The 20955-nt window shown below is 39.7% G+C and carries 2 protein-coding genes; both read right to left on the reverse strand.

Translation table 11 applies throughout. The features are described from left to right. Positions 1 to 3497: Ig-like domain-containing protein (locus I5M07_RS11790; RefSeq protein ID WP_200106648.1), on the reverse strand; the 3497-nt coding region annotated here is incomplete at its 3' end. 373 nt (positions 3498 to 3870) lie between these two features. Then, on the reverse strand, positions 3871 to 20889 hold the full coding sequence (locus I5M07_RS11795) for a gliding motility-associated C-terminal domain-containing protein (protein ID WP_200106649.1): 17019 nt from the start codon (positions 20887 to 20889) through the stop codon (positions 3871 to 3873). Positions 20890 to 20955: the final 66 nt, after the last annotated feature.

A 20955-nucleotide genomic window follows, 5' to 3' on the forward strand; every position in this document is an offset into this window, starting at 1 on the left:
GTTCCGATTGTCATCCCTGAGATAAGACCTGAAGAAGCAATGGTAATTCCTGAGGTAGCTGGAGCAAATGTATACGTTAAAGCTGCATCGTAATTTGAGATTGTACTACTTCCAGCAGCCGAACAAGTTGGAGCCACTGTTGCAAGAGTCGGTACAGCAGGTGTTATCAACATCGCAGCATTACCAAACGAAGCTGATGCCCCCGAAGTACAATTGCTGTTTGCAGAGGTAACCGCATAAGAAGTTCCGATTGTCATCCCTGAGATAAGACCTGAAGATGCTATGGTAATTCCTGAGGTAGCTGGAGCAAATGTATACGTTAAAGTTGCAACGTAATTTGAGATTGTACTACTTCCAGCAGCCGAACAAGTTGGAGCCACTGTTGCAATAGTAGGTACAGCAGGCGTTATCAACATCGCAGCATTACTAAATGAAGCTGATGCCCCCGAAGTACAATTGCTGTTTGCAGCGGTAACCGTATAAGAAGTTCCGATTGTCATCCCTGAGATAAGACCTGAAGAAGCAATGGTAATTCCTGAGGTAGCAGGATTGAATGTATACGTTAAAGTTGCATCGTAATTTGATATCGTAGCAGTTCCAGCAGCCGAACAAGTTGGTGCTGTTGTGACAATTGTTGGCACTAACGGACTAGTAGTTAAAACAACCTCGGATGAAGTAACATTCAAACATTCATAGTTACTTTGACTAATTCTCACTCGATATTTATATCCTGAAAAAGAAAGAGGTACATTAGACACTGTCAAAACAGCAGTCATTACTCCGCTATAATTATCTCCATTTGATAATGAATTCCAATTCGTACCTGAATCTGTACTTACATCCCATTGATAAATTTTGCCTGTGGCCTCAATATTGGTATTAACAGTAAAAACAGCATTACCATTTATAACGGCACATTGGTCCGCGGGTTGAGTAGTAATTATTACTGGAATTGCTAATGTAGTAACATTGCTATTCGTAGCTTGCCCTGAAGAACCGGCTTTAATAGGAACTCCATATGCATCAACACCTCCGGTAAGTTGATTTAAATTATTCAGATCGGTCGCTGTAAAATTTCCTGATCCTTCTATCGCATCTGGGCAACCATCATTATCCGAATCAGTGTCTATAATATCCGGAATTCCATCATTATCACTATCACATGCCAACTCGCTTCGTAGCAAAAGTACTTGTTTTCTATCAAAAGGAGAGGCTGAAGTTCCTGTAACTCCAAATGTAAACTCACCACTCTGAAACTGATTGAAATACAACTTTACCGAATAAGAAACATCTGTTTCTGTTGCATTAATTTCATTGAGTGATCTAGGTTGATAATTTGTAAATCCCGAAGGACCTCCATTTATAAATCCCGAATTAATAATATTTGAACCTATAATTATTCGATTAGGATTTAACGAAGTTTGAAATCCAGCAACATCTCCCAATCCTTTCCCATTTCCATTTCCATCAATATCAGACATACTGAACCAAGCATTGGTAACCGTTGCTGGATTACCTTCTGGGTTGCTAGTAGTGGAAGAATTATGATTAACTACACTGAGTTTATAAGTAAAATACGGATTTTCATTTGGAATCACTCTATTTAACTCCAAATCTCCTCCGGATGTTAAATGTAATTTTGCCGATGCAGAATTACTTGTCTTAGCATGTAAACCTGTTATTTTAACCACTACATCATAAACCACTCCTTTAAAAACAAAAGCATTTTGTTTTAATAAATAATCCCCGACTTTAATATCTGTTCCAGTTCCTTTTAACAATGTCAAGGAAGATAGCGAAACATTCACATTACATTCTACCTCATCTAAAATCCCATCATTATCGTCATCTAAATCAATATCGTCTGGAACTCCATCTTTATCCGTGTCGATACTAACTGGCGGTGTCGAATTTGATACATTAGAAACGGTAACTAACATTGAAGCTTGGCAACCTCCACTATTTGTATAGGTTATCGTGACTGTTCCAGCAGAAATACCAGTTACAACTCCTGAATTGGTCACACTCGCAACAGACGAATTGCTAGAACTCCATGGATTAGAACTTGCTGCCGTACCACTACCCGTTAAGGTTATTGAAGCGCCTCGTAAAACAGAAGTAGTTCCAGAAATCGTAGCGCCATTACTAATTGTTACTGCCGAGGCTGAAGGTGAATAAATATTAGTTCCTGAAACCGATTTTGCCCAAAGATAAACTGTCCCTACACTTGTATAATTTGTTATTGACGGACTAGTTGAAGTGGTTACTTGAGTGTTTCTTGTAGTAGGTGTTCCTGTCCACCATTCGTAACTTACACCTCCTAAAGATGGATTTAATGTTGTTAAATTGACACCCGAACAAGTTGTAGAAGCTGTAGGATTGGGTATAAGTGGACTTCCATCAAGATTAAAACAAGCTACTGCCGGTAGAGTCGTGGGCTCAGTATTATACTCATACGTAAGTCCTGATTGCCAAGTATAAGAACCATTGGGGTTATTAAACATTCCGTTCCAACTACTTGTAGCCATCGTTGCAGTATTACTAAAATTCAAATTAGGTCCAATTGTACCACCATTCATTCCATTTTGCCCACTTCCAGCCCATTTAAAATAACCTTTCTTATTATTATCCGTTGGCCCGATAAGTTTACCGTCAGATTGAATTTTCCCAGAAGTTTTTAAATCAAAAATACCCTCATTATAAATAGTTCCATTTGATAAATTCACACTCCCAATTGCGTCAACTCTACCGAAATTTTCAAAACGAGAATTCGCCCCACCAAAATCAAGTTGACTTGTCGTAAACGAACCTGTATTAATTACCTTACCTCCTGAATTTAAATTAAATTTACCTTCAAAAACACCACAGTTTACATATACCGATGTTGAAGAACTGTTGTAATTATTACTCACTTTTAACGTTCCAAAATTTTGAAATTGTGCCGCACCCGCAGAAACATTTAATTGCCTCTGAACAGTCATTAAATTATTATTTGTAAAAGTTACTGTTGCAGCAGAATTACCAAACTCTAATGATTGTTTTACAGTAAATGTCCCATCATTTACAAAATCAATTTGACTTCCATTAAGTTTTAGAGATTCAACCGTTAAACTTCCACCTGAGTGAATATTAATTTTCATTTTACCTTCCCACTTTACACTTCCAGTTGTAATATTTAAAGCTCCATAAATATCTATGGTAAAATTATCCGTAGATCCTGTTGTAAAATTATTTGAAGCAAAATTAAGCGTGGCTCCTGGTGACACACATAATGATCCATTGTTTCCTAAAGTTACATCATGACTAATGTTATTGGTACCAGTAAAACAAACTTTTTGATTTGCAAGAAAAGTGTAATTTCCGGAACTAGTATAATTATTTTGTGTAAAATTACAACTAGAACATTGTGCTTGTATATTTAAAACAAACACAAAAAAAAATACAATAATAAAAAAGCACTTCAAATTTTCAAGCACTTTAAAAGTAAAGTTTAACATAGGCAAAATGAATTTGGGACAACTAGTACGCTAGCAGAAAACACCACTAGCAGCGAAGCAAAAATGACTTTGGTGATTTTGAAAACCATTGAAGTGAATTAGTAGGTTTATATAAACTATATTTTTGTTTAGCAATCAGTATTTTGGGTACGCGAAAATAGATTTATTATCATTTCTTTAACAACAATGTCGACAAAATGCAGGTAAAGACGTTGAATAGCATTTTTAACATAAAAATCTCATTTATCGGCTTTAAAAGTGTTAAAAACACATTTTAAAAAACGAATTAGTTGAGCGTAGTACCAACTTTAGAGTATAAAAAAGGGCTGTCTCTACTAGTAGAAACAGCCCTCTTATAAAAGAATATTGTTTTTTAATTATTTCCCGAAATATACAAATATCCGGTTTCGTTTATAATTTGATTTTGATAGGTTTTATAACTGATAACGTAGAAATAAGTACCGTCTGGTAGTTTAGCATCTCGTTTCACTGTTGCGCGTCCATCCGAATAACCTTTAAATGAAACAGCACCATTATCATAGCCTACGCTATCGTAAACCAATACACCCCAACGATCGTAAATTTCGACCGTAGCATTCGGATAACATTCAATTCCTTCTATGAAGAAGAAGTCATTTTTACCATCCCCATTTGGAGAAATCGCATTATGAATCGTCACCTGACAAGAATTTAAAGGCACCACGGTTGGATCATTTCCTGCAAATTCGTCATCATCTGAAAGATCAGAAACCGTTACGCCATCTGGACTTAAAGCATTTACTATAGCTTGATTGGTTACACTTCCCGCTTCGATATCAGCTTGAGTAAGAGTATAGGTTGCTTTGAATGTCGTAGCATCAGTTTGTCCTGCTCGTAATGCAATTGGCCCACCGCTTATGGTAATGCCTGGTTTAGGATCGGTAACCACGATATTAACCAAGGCTATATTTCCGGTATTGGCTACAGTGAAAGTATACGAAATGGTTTCACCCACTTCGGCATAGCCATTGCCATTGTTATCGTCAAATGAACCATATTTAATTACCGCTATAGAAGGTTTTAAACTTAAATCAATTACGGTTGGATCATCATCCCCTGGTAAAGTTGGATCGGTACTATCAGATACGTCAAATACCGTTGTACCATCTGGTGCATCACCCACAGCAAGAGCCGAATTGATGACTTCGCCATTGGCTACATCACCTACTGTAATAGCATAACTAGCACTAGCGGTACCCGATTCTCCCGGAGCTAAAGCAGAAGGTGTTACCACTAAATTGCGACCTAACATAGGATCGTCGATTGCTACATTTTGAAGCACTACATTACCGGTATTAGTTACTACAAAAGAATAATTTATAATATCCCCAACACTTCCATCTCCCATTAAGACACCACCTTTTATTAAGGTCAATTCTTTTTGCTGCGGAATTGGCGTAACCGTAGGGTCGTCTTTACCTAATAATGTTGGATCATTACTATCGGATAAATCGGAAATTGGCGTACCAAATATCGGATTAGCGGTTACAGTTGCTTGATTTTCAACATAACCGGCATTGATATCGGCTTGCGTTAAGACGTAAGTAGCTGTAAACTGAGTGCTATTAGAAGCGCCTACAACCAAACTTGCTAAAGCAGCTCCTGATACGGTAACCTTTGGATCGCTAATCATAACATTGGTTAAATCGATAGCACCCGTATTTTGAACAACGAAGTTATATTGAATCAATTCACCAGCTTGTGCAAAACCATCTCCATTGGTATCAACAAAAGTACCTCGTTTGATCAACGTAATGTCGGGCTGAGTAACCGTAATTTTAACAACCGCTTCATCACAATTAGTTGGATTCAATCCTTCACAAATTTGATACGAAATGGTATAAATACCAGATGAAGTACCCGCTGGAACATGTACCAATCCACTAGTCACATCTAAAGTTGGCACGGCACCTCCACCAATTGGATCAGCTGATGACGTTACGCGAATAACAACCTCAGATAAAGTAGTTGGCGTTCCATCTAATGTGTCATTGGCTAATACATCCACAACAGCAGTTGCACCATCGTTACCGTTAATGTTCGTTGCCGAATCATCATTGGCTACCAATACTCCCGAACCAACCGTTATGACAGCAACTGATGTATCGCAATTCGTTGGATTTAATACTTCGCAAATTTGATAATTAATGCGATAAGTACCCGCTGGAGTACCCGCTGGTACGCTTACAATTCCGGTTGCAGTATCCAGAACCGGTTCAAACGCATTTACCGTAGCTGGTCGAGCAGTTAAAGATATCGTTACTTGTGATAATTGAACCGGACTTCCGTTTAAGGTATCGTTATCCAAAACCTGTAAAACATTCGGATTGCCTACAAATCCATCCACACCCAATGCCAAATCTGGATTAGCAACGATGCTCGTACTAATAACTTCTATCGTAATAGTCGCTGTATCGGTATTAGTTGGATTTAATTTTTCAGAAAGACTATAAGTAATAGTATAACTGCCTGCTGGCGTACCTGCTGGAACTGCAACCAATCCCGTTGCTTCATCCAATACCGGAACAAGCCCTCCGTTGATTGGAGTCGCTGGCGTTGTGATAGCAATAGTGACTTCAGCTAATTTAGCTACAGATCCGTTTAACGTATCGTTAGTCAATGCATTCACTACATTCGAAGCACCATCATATCCATTGATACCAGAAGCGGTGTCATCATTGGCGACAATAACAGGCGCCTCTACTTCTATCGTTATGGTAGCCGAATCGGTATTACTTGGATTCAAATTCTCAGTAATACTATATATTATAGTATAAGTGCCGGCCGAAGTGCCCGCTGGAACACTTACTATTCCATTGCTAATGTTCAATACTGGGATAGCTCCTCCATTGATACCTGTGGCCAGTGTAGTTACCGCAATAGTAATTTGAGAAGGCACCACTTGAACACCATTTAACGTATCGTTATTCAACGCATTCAACGCATTTGATGAGCCAATGTAACCATTTATACCCGTTACAGCATCGTCTTCGGCATTTATAGTAGCACTGTTAACTTCTACCGTAATGATAGCCGTATCGGTATTACTTGGATTTAATTTCTCAAAAATACGGTATTCAATTTCATAAGATCCCGCTGGCGTACCTGCTGGCACACTTACAATTCCGGTTGCAGCATCCAAGACAGGAACTAACGTTCCGCTTATTGGACTAGCCGGAACCACATCCGTAATAGTCACCAAAGATTTATCCAAAACAAACCCATTTAAGGTATCGTTATCCAAAGCATTGATCGCATTAGAAGAACCTAATAAACCATTGATTCCCGACACAGCGTCGTTTACTGCGTCGATAGCTGGAGTAGTAACATTAATCGTTACGATAGCGGTATCGGTATTCGTTAAATTCAAGTTTTCGGATAGCCTATAGGTTATTGTATATACGCCCTGTGTCGTTCCTGCCGGTACACTAACCATTCCGGTAAGTGGATCCAAAGTAGGTACTTTACCATTATTAATAGCAGTAGCCAAAGTAATAACCTCAATTTTAACTTCTGCCGGAATGACCGTAGCTCCATTTAACGTATCGTTTGTTAACACATTGAGCACAGCGGCCTCGCCCACAAAGCCATTAACCGCTGGGGTTACGACATCATCAACGGCATCTATACCACCTGAGATCACCTCTATAGTAATGGTAGCCTGGTCACAATGGGCTGGATTTAATCGCTCGCATATTTGATAGGTTATGGTATACGTACCTGCTGGTGTACCCGCCGGTACCGCTACATTCCCCGTCAACAAATTAAGCGTTGGCACCGGACCTCCATTAATTGGACTTGCTCCTGTAATTTGGGTCGGCACAATATCGGCTCTAGAAACTGAAGATCCATTTAACTCATCGTTATCAAAAGCATTCAGTACTGAGCTAACACCTTCGTAACCATTAATATTCAGAGCATTATCATCGTTTGCTACTATTGGTTGCAATACCACTTCGATTACAACCACAGCATCATCGCAAACTCCTGCATTTAAATTATCGCAAATTTCATATGTAATGGTGTAACTACCTTCCGGTGTACCAGCTGGAATACTAACCAATCCAGTTGTAGTATCCAATATAGGCACATTACCTCCATTAATTGGTGTTGCTTGATTTAGAACCGTTATGCTTACCTCAGACAAACTTGCTCCTTGACCATTATATTGATCGTTATCTAGAACATTTAGTACACCATCATTATCAACACTACCATCAATACCCGTAATGGAATCGTCGGTAGCTAATAGTACCGGTGCAACAACGGTCACCGTGATGGTACTGGTATCACAATTAGCTGGATTCAATGCCTCACAAATTTGATATGCTATTGTGTAAGTTCCTGCAGAAGTACCCGCTGGCACACTTACAATTCCGGTTACAGTATCCAATGTTGGAACTGCACCGCTACCAATTGCTGTGGCAGGAGTAACAACTGTTATCACAATTTCGCCATTATTTACCAAAGCTCCATTTAAAAGGTCGTTGTCTAATGCATTTACTACATTATCAGCTCCAACATATCCATTAATTCCCAATGCCAAATCTGGATTAGCAACGATGTTCGCACTAATAACTTCTATCGTAATAGTCGCTGTATCGGTATTAGTTGGATTTAATTTTTCAGAAAGACTATAAGTAATAGTATAACTGCCTGCTGGAGTACCCGCTGGAACGGCAACCAATCCCGTTGCTTCATCCAATACCGGAACAAGCCCTCCGTTGATAGGAGTCGCTGGCGTTGTGATGGCAATAGTGACTTCTGCTAATTTGGCTGCAGATCCGTTTAACGTATCGTTAGTCAAAGCATTCACTACATTCGCAGCACCATCATATCCGTTGATGCTAGAAGCGGTGTCATCATTGGCGACAATAACAGGCGCCTCTACTTCTATCGTTATGGTAGCCAAATCGGTATTACCTGGATTCAGATTCTCTGTAATACGATATTCGATTGTATAAGTACCTGCAGCAGTGCCCGCTGGAACACTTACTATTCCATTGCTAATGTTCAATACTGGGATAGCTCCTCCATTGATACCTGTGGCCGGTGTAGTTACCGCAATAGTAATTTGAGAAGGCAGCACTTGAACACCATTTAACATATCGTTAGTCAAGGCATTCAAGGCATTTGATGAGCCGGTGTAACCATTTATACCCGTTACTGCATCGTCTTCGGCATTGATCGTAGCACTGTTAACTTCTACCGTAATGATAGCCGTATCGGTATTACTTGGATTTAATTTCTCAAAAATACGGTATTCAATTTCATAAGATCCCGCTGGCGTACCTGCTGGCACACTTACAATTCCGGTTGCAGCATCCAAGACCGGAACTAATGTTCCGCTTATTGGCGTAGCTGGTACCACATCGGTAATAGTCACCAAAGATTTATCCAAAACAACCCCGTTTAAGGTATCGTTATCCAAAGCATTGATCGCATTAGAAGAACCTAATAAACCATTGATTCCCGACACAGCGTCGTCTACTGCCTCGATAGCCGGAGAAACTACCGTGATGGTAATGACGGCCGTATCTCGATTCAAAGGATTCAGATTCTCATAAATACGGTAGCCAATAGTATAGATACCTGCTGTTGTTCCAGGCGGAACATCGACTTGACCTGTAGTAGGATTTAATAATGGCACTTGACCGTTGTTAATCGGACTTGCCAAAGAAGTGACCTCTAGGGTTACCTCGGACGGTACTACCGTGACACCATTTAACAAATCATTATCCAATGCATTTAATACATCGGTTTGACCTGCAAAACCATTAATACCTGTTACAGAATCATCAATAGCATCAATTGTTGCTGGAATTACAGTAATAGTAATAACTGCTTGATCACAATGAGTTGGATTTAGGCGATCACATATTTGGTATACTATTTTATATTCACCAACTGCAGTACCGGCTGGCACATCAACATTACCCGTTAACAAACTTAGGACAGGAACTGGCGCTCCATTAATCGAACTTGCTCCTGAAACTAATGTCGGTACAATATCAGCTCTATTGACAGCAACTCCATTCAATAAATCATTGTCAAATGCATTCACCACATTAGTAGCACCTACATATCCTACAATATCCAAAGCTTCATCATCATTAGCGACAATCGTTGGCGTGATAACAGTAATAGAAATTACAGCACGGTCACAACTTGACGGATTTAAAGCATCACAAATTTGATAGGTAATTTGATAGGCGCCTGCCGGCGTTCCTACGGGTACACTTACTAATCCCGTTGCGGTATCTAATGTTGGCACTGGACCTCCGTTTATTGCAGTGGCTGGTGTAACAACCGCAGGAATGATTAAATTCACATCGGTAAGCACATTACCATTATAGGTATCATTAGATGTGAAAGCATTTACAATATTTGAAGCTCCTTCAAATCCATTTATATTGGTAATCAAATCATCATTGGCAACAAGAGTTGGTTTATCAACCGTAATCAAAATCTCTGCATCATCACAATTAGTTGGATTCAATTTATCACAAATTTGATATTGAATAATATAAGTTCCTGCCGAAGTTCCCAATGGAACATCAACTAAACCGGTTAAATTATGTAAAATTGGAACTATTCCATTGGTTGACGATGAAGGTACTATGGTAGACAAAGTACTGATAGTTACATCCACTAATCGAGCTGCCGCATTATTCAATCTGTCATTTTGCAAGGCATTCACGACATTGTTTGCACCTTCAAATCCGTTGATTGGATTTCGAGAAAAATCGTCATTAGCAATAATACTTGGAGCACTTACATTCACCACTATATCCGCTTCATCACAATTGGTTGGATTTAAATTTTCGCAAATGCTATAATGAATCATGTACACTCCTGCCGAAGTTCCAACTGGTACGGTTACTATTCCCGTAGTTTCATCTATTACAGGAATTGGATTACCAGAAATATAATCGGTTGGAGTAGTTGTATTTATAGAGGTCAATGTAATTTGACTTATTACAATATCCAATCCATTCAATCGATCGTTGGTTAACGCACTCATCACATTGGCTTGGCCGGTGTATCCATTGATGGTTGGCGTAGTATCATCTACCGCTAAAATAGTTGGGGCAATAACATCAACACTAATAGTAGCCTCATCCACATTGGTTGGATTCAAGTTTTCTGAAATACTATAAACAATAGTATAGGTACCAGCAGCTGTACCGGCTGGAACAGTTACTATACCTGTGGTAGTATTCAATACTGGGATAGCTCCTCCATTTATACCTGTGGCCGGTGTAGTTACCGCAATAGTAATTTGAGAAGGTACCACCTGAACACCATTTAACGTATCGTTAGTCAAGGCATTCAACGCATTTGCCAAGCCAATGTAACCATTCACGCCCGTTACAGCATCGTTTTCGGCATTGATCGTAGCACTGTTAACTTCTACCGTAATGATAGCCGTATCGGTATTACTTGGATTTAATTTCTCAAAAATACGGTATTCAATTTCATAAGTTCCCGCTGGCGTACCTGCTGGCACACTTACAATTCCGGTTGCAGCATCCAAGACCGGAACTAATGTTCCGCTTATTGGCGTAGCTGGTACCACATCGGTAATAGTCACCAAAGATTTATCCAAAACAACCCCGTTTAAGGTATCGTTATCCAAAGCATTGATCGCATTAGAAGAACCTAATAAACCATTGATTCCCGACACAGCGTCGTTTACTGCGTCGATAGCTGGAGAAACTACCGTGATGGTAATGACGGCCGTATCTCGATTCAAAGGATTCAGATTCTCGTAAATACGGTAGCCAATAGTATAGGTGCCTGCTGTTGTTCCAGCCGGAACATCGACTTGACCTGTAATAGGATTTAATAATGGCACTTGACCGTTGTTAATCGGACTTGCCAAGGAAGTGACCTCTAGCGTTACCTCGGACGGTAGTACCGTGACACCATTTAACAAATCATTATCCAATGCATTTAATACATCGGTTTGACCTGCAAAACCATTAATACCTGTTACGGAATCATCAATAGCATCAATTGAAGGTGCTAAAACACGAACTTCAATGGTAGCTTGATCACAATTATTTGGATTTAACGCATCACATATTTCATATACAATTTTATAAATTCCAGCTGGGGTTCCAGCTGGTACATTTACTAAGCCAGTAGTAATATCCAATGTTGGTATTCTATTAACACCATTAATAGGAGCTGCTCCTGTTATAACGCTGGCAGTAATGGTACTCAACGTTATATTGGTCCCTCCCAAACTGTCGTTGGTAGCCGCATTGATTACACCGTTGGCGCCTGTATAACCATTAACATTGGTAACCAAATCATCAACTGCATCGATAATTGGTGCCATTACATTGATGGTAATAATTGCATCATCACAGTTTGATGGATGTTTATCATCGCCCGGATTTAGGTTATCACACAATTGATATTTTATGGTATACGTTCCTGCTGGTGTTCCCGATGGTACCGTTACAAATCCATTATTCACATTTAATACCGGAACGGGCTTGCCCACAACTATTTCTGTCGCCGGAGTTATAACAGATGGTGTTACCAACCCCGTTAAATTCACATTTATTATGGCACCGTTAAAATAATCGGCTCCCGAAGTATTTGTGTACGCATTAATAACATTAGTTTGCCCCACAAATCCATCAATGTTGTTTACAGCATCATCATTCGCTTCAATTGGTGGTGCATCTACAACAATCGCAATACTAGCATCAGAGCAATTTGTAGGATTTAAAGCCTCACAAATATGATAGGTAATATAATAAGTATCCGCAGGGGTGCCAGCTGGTACGCTAACATTTCCTGTACTCGGACTAAAAATAGGCACTTTAGCGCCATTATATAATGGAGTAGCACCATTTTCTTGTGTTACAATAATAGTACGCAATAGCAAATCGTTTGCCGTTATCAACCTTCCGTTAATACTATCATTTGATACAATAGCGTTGCCTGCCAAAGTTGCACCATTAAAACCGTTAATATTTTCGATTCGATCATCATCGGCATCAATAACAGTTGTTCCTACCTGCACTAAGATATCAGCACTATCACAGTTTGTAGTTGATCCCGTTTCACATATTTTATAATTTATAGTATAAAGTCCTTTTACAGTACCAGCTGGCACACTAACATTACCTGTTGCGATGTCTAATACGGGTACTATACCATTTGTACTTTCTGGTTTAGGTTGTGCCGGATTATTTACCGATATCACCACGTTAGAAGTTGTTGCCTGAATTGTAGTGGCTAATCTATCGTTTGTAAGTGCATTAATCACGGATGGATTATCAATAAAACCATTCACCACATAGGGTACTATATCAATTCTAGCATCAATTCCTGCTGTAGTAACGGAAATGGTTTCAGTAGTGGTGGAACAATTCGTCAAGTTTCCATTTTCACAAATAGTGTAGGTGAGCGTATAATCCCCTGGAGGTGTCCCTGCTGCAACGGTTATAGTATTATCAGAATTAAGTATTAAATAACTCGATTGAGAATCGACAGTAAGTTGTACATTTGAAGAAGTAACAATTACATCATTTAAGGTATCACTGTCCAATATTGCATTAGGAGTGGTACTCTCAACATCACCCGATAGGGCAGCAAAATTCTCTGGCACAGCACAAATTCTGTTGTTTATTTCAAATGGAACAGCTACAGACTCACAGTTGGTGGCATTTTGTCTTCTTACGTAAACTTCATGCGAGGAACCAGGATCCAAATTAGTGAAGATATTACTTACTTGATAACTGCCATTATCTAATTTATATTCATATCCAGTTCCCAAATCGGGTTCGGTGATCGCAATAGTCCCTGTAAGAATAGAACAAGACGGCTGTGTAATAACCCAATTGGAGACAACAGGGGTGTCGTTCACAGTTAAAGTAACAGTATTAGATTCCGTATCACAACCAGCTGTACTTTGCGAAACCAACACTCTAAAATAACGATTACCAGTGGTATCGTAAGCTGGTGTTGTATAAGTGGCTGTTGTACCTCCTGTACCCTCCGTAACGTTGGCATAAGGACCACTTAATGCTGATGCGGTTTGCCATTGATAGGAAACAGATCCTAATACGCTACTCGTTGCAGCAGCAGTAAAGGTGTGTCCAGTGTTTAGGCAAGTTTCGGCATCTTCTGGTTGTGTCGTAAAGACCGGTTTTGGAACCACCTCTACTAGAACATCGGGTGAATAGACTTCGTCACAACCTGTATTAAAACCGGAAGAAGAAACACGCACTCGAAAATGGGTATCTGCATACAATACCGCTGTTGTATAATTTGGCGAATTGGCTCCGACACCTCCAACTACACCTGCCCAAGTACCTTCATTTCCAGTTGCAGACTGCTCCCACTGATAATTTAATGCAGCAGCAGTATTTATCGCCGTTACACTCAAATCAAAAGTACCTCCTTCACAAATAACTCCTCCATTTGGATTATCTAACACAACTGAAGTATCAGGTACCACAACTGCTTTTACAACATTGGAAGGTGTTCCGCAAGTAGGATTGGTAGAATTCATTAAACAACGGAAAAAAGTTGTCTCAATTAATCCATCAGATATATATAATTTAGAAGTAGCACCTTGACCCGAAGTAACGTTAGTCCATGTACCTGTTTCATTAGGAGAGCTTTGCCATTGGTACGTAATTGTACCTGTTCCGCCTCCTCCTGAAGTTGCATCTACCGACATTTGAACGCGACCTCCAGCACAAACTGGATTTGGATCGGTTGGTTGTTTGAGTACTCGTGTAACAAATACAGTTACTGCATTTGACGTAATCACATTACAACCCGTAGCAGCATTAGTAACTTGCACACGGTAATAGGCATTGTCCGACAATACAGGTGTAGTATAAGTAGCGCTAGTTGCACCAACAATATTGGCATAAGTATCTCCTAAACTAGGTGCCGATTGCCATTGGTATTGGTAGTCTCCAACACCCTCCGCAGCAGTTACCGATAGTGTAGCCGTTTGCGTGATACAAATACTTTGATCTGCTGGTTGAACACTAATTGTAGGGTCACCATTAACCGTAATTTGTGCTACAGCAGATGTAGCATTGGTACAACCAGCACCAGTTGCGCTAGCAATAACCCTATACAAAGTAGTACTCGTTAAACTCGGAGTAGTGTAACTACTTGAAGTGGCGCCTACAATATCATTAAAACCAGCACCCGTATTTACTTGCCACTGGTAACTAAAAGTTCCTGTACCGATTGAAGCATTCGCAGTTAAGGTAACAGAACCACCAGCACAGATAGTTTGACTTTGTGGATCAAGAGTAAAACTTGGATCAGCAACAACCGTAGCGGTTACAGCATTTGATGTAATAGAACAGTTAGTGGCGCTAGAAGTAATAACACAGCGGAACTGCGTATTTTGCGTTAAAGGCAAAGAGGTGAAATCAGCAGTAAGCGCGCTCGGATTTAAAGTAGAATTCACATCAACCCAAGAATTTCCATCAGGACTACTTTGCCATTGATAAGAAAAAGTAGTGGTTCCTCCATTAGCAGAAGCTGTAACACTAATAGCAACTGTTCCTCCTACACAAACAACTGCCGGAGCAGTTGGTTGAGCTGTAATCGTTACTACATTTACAATAGCTGGATCAGAAAACACTTCACATCCCTCTTCCGACTGACGAATTCGTACTCGATATTGAGCATTTGCACTTAATGGATCTGTGGTGTAAGTTGCTGAATTGGCTCCGCTGATATTGTCATAGCTACTACCGTTATAAATTTGCCATTGATACAAATACGGACTTCCTGAAATACCTCCAGAGGCAGTTACACTCATAGTATGGGTATCTCCAGTACAAATAGTAACTCCTTCAGGATTTGTAACGGTTGGATCGGGTAACACTACAACTTGCGCAATGTCCGATATCACATCTTGACATCCGCCTGAAGGATTGGATAAAATAACTCTAAAAAAACTATCAGAAGACAATCCCGGAGTTGTGTAAGAGGCCGAATTGGCTCCTGTGATATCAGTAAAATCACTTTCATTTCCTGTTGAACTAGATTGCCATTGATAATTAGCATAAGAATTTGCCTCAACAGATAAAGTAAATTCACCACCATTACATACAGTTCCACCTTGAGGTTGTGTTGTAAAATTCAAATCCGGTGCCACAATTCCTTCTACAGTATTAGAGATGATTTCACAAGTATTTCCACCTCCATAATCAACTGTAACTACTACTCTATAATAATAAGTTGTTGGTAAAGTAGATGGTGTTAAAACATCAGAAGTAAAACTAGTTGTAGTAGAAGTGGAATTAGTTTCATTAACCCAATTAGTTTGATCGGTGCTACTTTGCCATTGATACGAAAGAGAACCAGAACCTCCATTTAATGAAACAACAACATTCATGCCTTCTAATTGTCCTCCTGTACATATCGGATTTGGATTAGTTGGTTGTGTAGTTATTGAAGCCACATATACAGTTGCTGGATCTGAAAAGACTTCACAACCAGAACCTGATTGCGTTATTTGCACTCTGTAATAGGTGGTTTGATTTAAATTAGGAGTCGTATAGGAACTCGAAGTTGCTCCACTGATATTATTATAAGAACCTCCATCTGTAGAACTTTGCCATTGGTAATTTATTGCTCCTGCTACTGAATCGCCCGATGCAGAAACCGTCATAGTATGATTCTGCCCGGCACAAAGATTCGCTCCTATAGGTTGTGTCGTAACAATTGGATCAGCTACAATGGTAAGTTGTGCAGCGTTTGAAGTTACTTGTGCACAAGTACTGTTTACAACAACATTATAATAATAAGTCCCCACACCCAAACCTGAATCTGTAGTATAACTATTAGTAGTCGCTCCAGGAATTGCATTAAAAGTGGTATTATCGGTAGAAATTTGCCATTGATAGGTATACGGTGTTATACTACCAGAAACATTCGCTGTAAAATTGTTTGTTCCACCTATACAAATATTCGCTGGATTTAAAGTTGCTACTACTAAATCAGGAGAACGAACAATATTAACTTCATCAAAATAATCGGTACAAACACCATTAGAAATAGTCCAACGTAAACGTGTTGTTCCTTCTGGCAAATTGGTTACAGTGGTATTGTATTGATTTGGATTGGTAATAGTGGGTGGATTTCCTGCATTGGTAACGATAGTCCACGTTCCAGTACCTACTGTCGGTTGATTTGCAGCAAGTGTAACTTGATTTAAATTACAAATAGTTTGATCAGGCCCTGCTTCTGCCAAAGTGGGAAGTGCTAAAATTTCAACATTTACACTATCAGAACTAGTAGCACAAATTCCGTTGCTTATCGTCCATTGAAAAACATAGTTTCCTGAAATTGTTCCGAAAACATTCGTATTTGGAGCATTTGGATTTTCAAAAGTTACTGTTGATGGCCCTGAAAGTTGTGTCCAAGTTCCAGTTCCAACTGTTGCCGCCGTAGCATTTAAAGTTACTGGTTGAAATTGACACTCAGAAATCGGATCGCCAGCTTCAGCAGTTGTTGGTAATCCATCTACATTTAAGTCCATCGTATCTGTTAAAATACAAGAATCTTGAGTAGAAGCCCATTGTAAAACATAGGCTCCAGAACCATTAGGAGTGAATGTACTTGTTGGACTATTCACGTTAGAAAAAGTTCCAGTACCACCGCTTACAATTGACCAAGTACCCAAACCTACTGTTAAATTATTTCCTGCCAATGTAACTGCGACTGATTGACAAGCTACTTGATCTGGACCCGCATTTGGCTGGGTTATATCATTGGTTACCGTAACTTCAACCAAATCTTCCGAAACATTACAAACTGTTCCATTTGAAATAGTCCATTGAAACACATACGTTCCAACAGTCAATCCTGATACCACGGCATCTGGAGAAATTATTGAACTAAAAACTGCCGTATTAGGACCTGTTACTTGAGACCAATTACCAACGCCAAAAAAAGGATTATTCGCAGCTAATTGCGCAGTGGTACCACATACCGTATTTTGGTCGGGACCAGCATTAGCTACTGTTGGTGGTTCAGCATTATTAATTCGTACTTGATCAGAGTTACTACAAGCGCCATCACTCACGGTCCATGTAAAAACATACAATCCAGATGCAGCATTCTCATATCGTGCATTAGGATCTGTATCATTTGGTGTAAAGGTACCCGAGGTATCCCCTGTTAAAACAGTCCATTTTCCAGTTCCTAAAGTTGGTGCTGTGGCAGACAACTGAATAACACCTATATTACACAATTCCTGATCAATTCCCGCATTGGCAATCGAAGCTTGTCCACTTATGGTGACGTTTACATCATCTGAAGAACCATTACACCCACCAGCGGCTGTAATAGTATACCTAAAAATATAATCACCCGTGGCTAAATTTGTCACAGTAGCCCCATTGCCTCCTGTTGCAGTAATAGTTGGTATTGTTGGACCGGAAACATAACTCCAAGTTCCAGTGGTTCCAATAGTTCCCTCTAAATATAGCGGTCCAGTAAGACAAGTAACGATATCATCACCAGCATCAGCACCTTCTTTCACAACTAAGCTTATTTGATCGGAAGTAGAAGGGCAATTTATCCCATTAAACACGGTCCATTCCAAAACATAGGTTCCGGTTATTAAACCCGAAATAGTAGTATTTGCAGCATGTAAATCGGAAAAGGACGGTGAATTGGGCCCACTTATCATTCCCCAAGTTCCGGTACCCGCCGTGGGCGGTGTAGCAGCTAAACTCGTATTATTAGTGTCGCATAATTCCTGATCAGCACCAGCATCAGCTGCTGAAGGTGGCTCACTTACATTGATTTGCACTGTATCTGCCGACTCACCGCACGCATTATTCGAAATAGTCCAGCTAAACGTCCATTGTCCAGCGGTTAAGTTGGTAACAGTTGTAGATGGCGAACTAGGATCGGTAATAATTGGGCCATCTCCACCGCTAACTAATAACCAAGATCCTGTTTCATTTGCAGCAGGTGTATTTCCTATAAGCGTAACAGAAGTCCCACAAATGGATTGATTTGGTCCTGCATTCGCTGTTGTGACAGCAGGACCAACAGTAATCGTTACATCATCTTCTGTTATAGCACAACCACCATTATCGATGGTCCAACGAAACACATACGTTCCGTTTACCAAACCAGTAACAGAACTGGTATTGGAATTTGGGTTTGTTATGGTAGCTGTGGGACCCGAAATTTGAGACCACGTTCCTGTATCAGGACTTGGGTCATTAGCTGCTAATTGTACAGAAGCTGTTCCATCTACCAAACATTGATCTGGACCTGCATCAGCGCTCACTGGTCCCTCGGTAGTATTGGTAGTAATAACAACATCATCAGAAGCAGATTGCCCACAAGAATTACTTATAGTCCAAGTAAAAGTATAAACCGTATCAGGTTGCAAACCAGTAACAACCGCATTAGGATCATTAACATCTCTGATGGTAACACCCGCAGTAGGAGTAACTGTCCAGGTACCGGTTTCATTAGCTAAAGTTGGATTCCCCTCCAATTGAAGTGAAGAACCATAACAAACCGTTTTATCTGTGCCAGCAGCAGCAGCGGTAGGAACATCCGTTGACACGATCACAGAAGCAATACTTTGCGTAACATCGCAAGCCGCTCCTCCAGAAATCGTCCAACGAAATTGATATTCCCCGCTAATTAACCCTGTGACAGCGGTTTCTGGATTATTTACATTTGCAATAATTGCTGTATTTGGTCCTGAAACTTGAGACCAAGTACCTATACCTTTTAAAACAACATTACCTGCCAAAGAACCTTCCGTAACATTACAAGCCAATACTTGCTGAGAACCACCGTTAGACCCAGGAGGTGTTATAGAAACTTCTACCACAATATCATCATAAACCGTTGTACAACTCGCTCCTGGTTCAGGTGATTTTATAATACGTATTACATAAGTTCCAAAAACATCCAAATCATCTACAACTAAATTTGAACCATTAAAAGAAACTGGAGCAGATGGGTAAGGATAATAATGTTCGTTCACCACTTGCTGACTATCAGTAGAGGTCGACACGGTATAATCAGGGCCACTTATTACTTGCCAGGTAGTACTTCCTTTTCCTGTGGATGTCACCGGAATGGTTACTGAAGTAACATCACAAGCTAAAATTTGATCGGGACCTCCTGAAATTGAAATCGCTTCTTGAATCTCGATTTCGTAATCACCCGTATCAATACAATTGGTAATATTATTAGAAATAGCATACTGAAAATGATACGTACCCGGTACAGTCAATCCAGTCACATCTGTTCTTGGCGTATTGGGACTAACTATGGTCGGAGTAATTGGTCCACTGGTAAAAGTCCATTGTACAGCTTCATTCACATACAAAGGTACCGTCCCTTGTAAAACAATAGTGCTTCTCCCGTCACAATAAATTTGAGAATCTCCCGAAACATTGGTTAAATCTGCAGTTGCAGGAGGAACTACAATAGTTACTTCATCTTGCCCTTGAACACAAGGCCCCTCTACAGTCCATCGCAACACGTAAGTACCTTCTACTAAACCGCGAACAGTAGTATCATTATCATTAATATTATCAAAAGAAGGATTATTTGGTCCCGAAACCACCGTCCAAGTTCCTTTCTGATCAGAATTTCCTCCAAAACTAGCATTTAATTGATACGATTGGGTTGCAGAATAACAATTTGATAATGTAACATCATCTCCTGCCGTAACAGGTGTTTCTCCTCCTAATGTCGTAACTATTATTTCATCATAACTTTCGCAAGCACCATTTTCTATCGTCCATCGAATAGTAGTTGAGCCCGCATTTGTACCTGAAATAGTAATAGTTGTAGCTGCTGAATTTACGTCAGCAATACTAACACCCGCATTATTAGCTCCTTCTATAGACCAAACTCCAGTTTCTCCAGAGCCTGTGTTCGCAGCATTCCCTGTTATAGGATAAGTACCCGCGCAATAGTTTAAGTCTTCACTTGCAATTGCTGTGGTTAATTCACTTATTGTATAAGAAACATCATCATAGATGGTGCTCCCATCTTGACAAGTAGCAGACAAACGAAAAACATAGGTATTACCTCCTGAAACTCCAACAACTGAACTTATAAGATTGTTTGGAGTCACTATTTGTACAGTAGGCCCGCTAATTTGAGTCCAAAAAGGATTACTTATAAAATCAAATTCTGAGTTAGCCGTACCACCTAGTAAAATTTCGTCATTAGGACAAAGAACCCTATCAACATTAGCATTAACAGTACAGTTTTGAGAATAACTTACGGAAGCAATTAAGAAAAAAAGAAATAAAATACATTTTCTATAAAAAGTAGAAGAAGCGTAATTTAGTTTCATAAATTTAAATTTGTTAATTAAACTTATAATTTAGATTCACTTTTCAATCTAAAACATGCAGGAAAG

The sequence above is a fragment of the Flavobacterium agrisoli genome, assembly GCF_016522065.1.
Taxonomy (GTDB): Bacteria; Bacteroidota; Bacteroidia; order Flavobacteriales; family Flavobacteriaceae; genus Flavobacterium; species Flavobacterium agrisoli.

Coding starts and splice junctions, on each gene's coding strand:
- I5M07_RS11795 (WP_200106649.1), bottom strand. CDS start 20,889: ATGAAACTAAATTACGCTTCTTCTACTTTTTATAGAAAATGTATTTTA.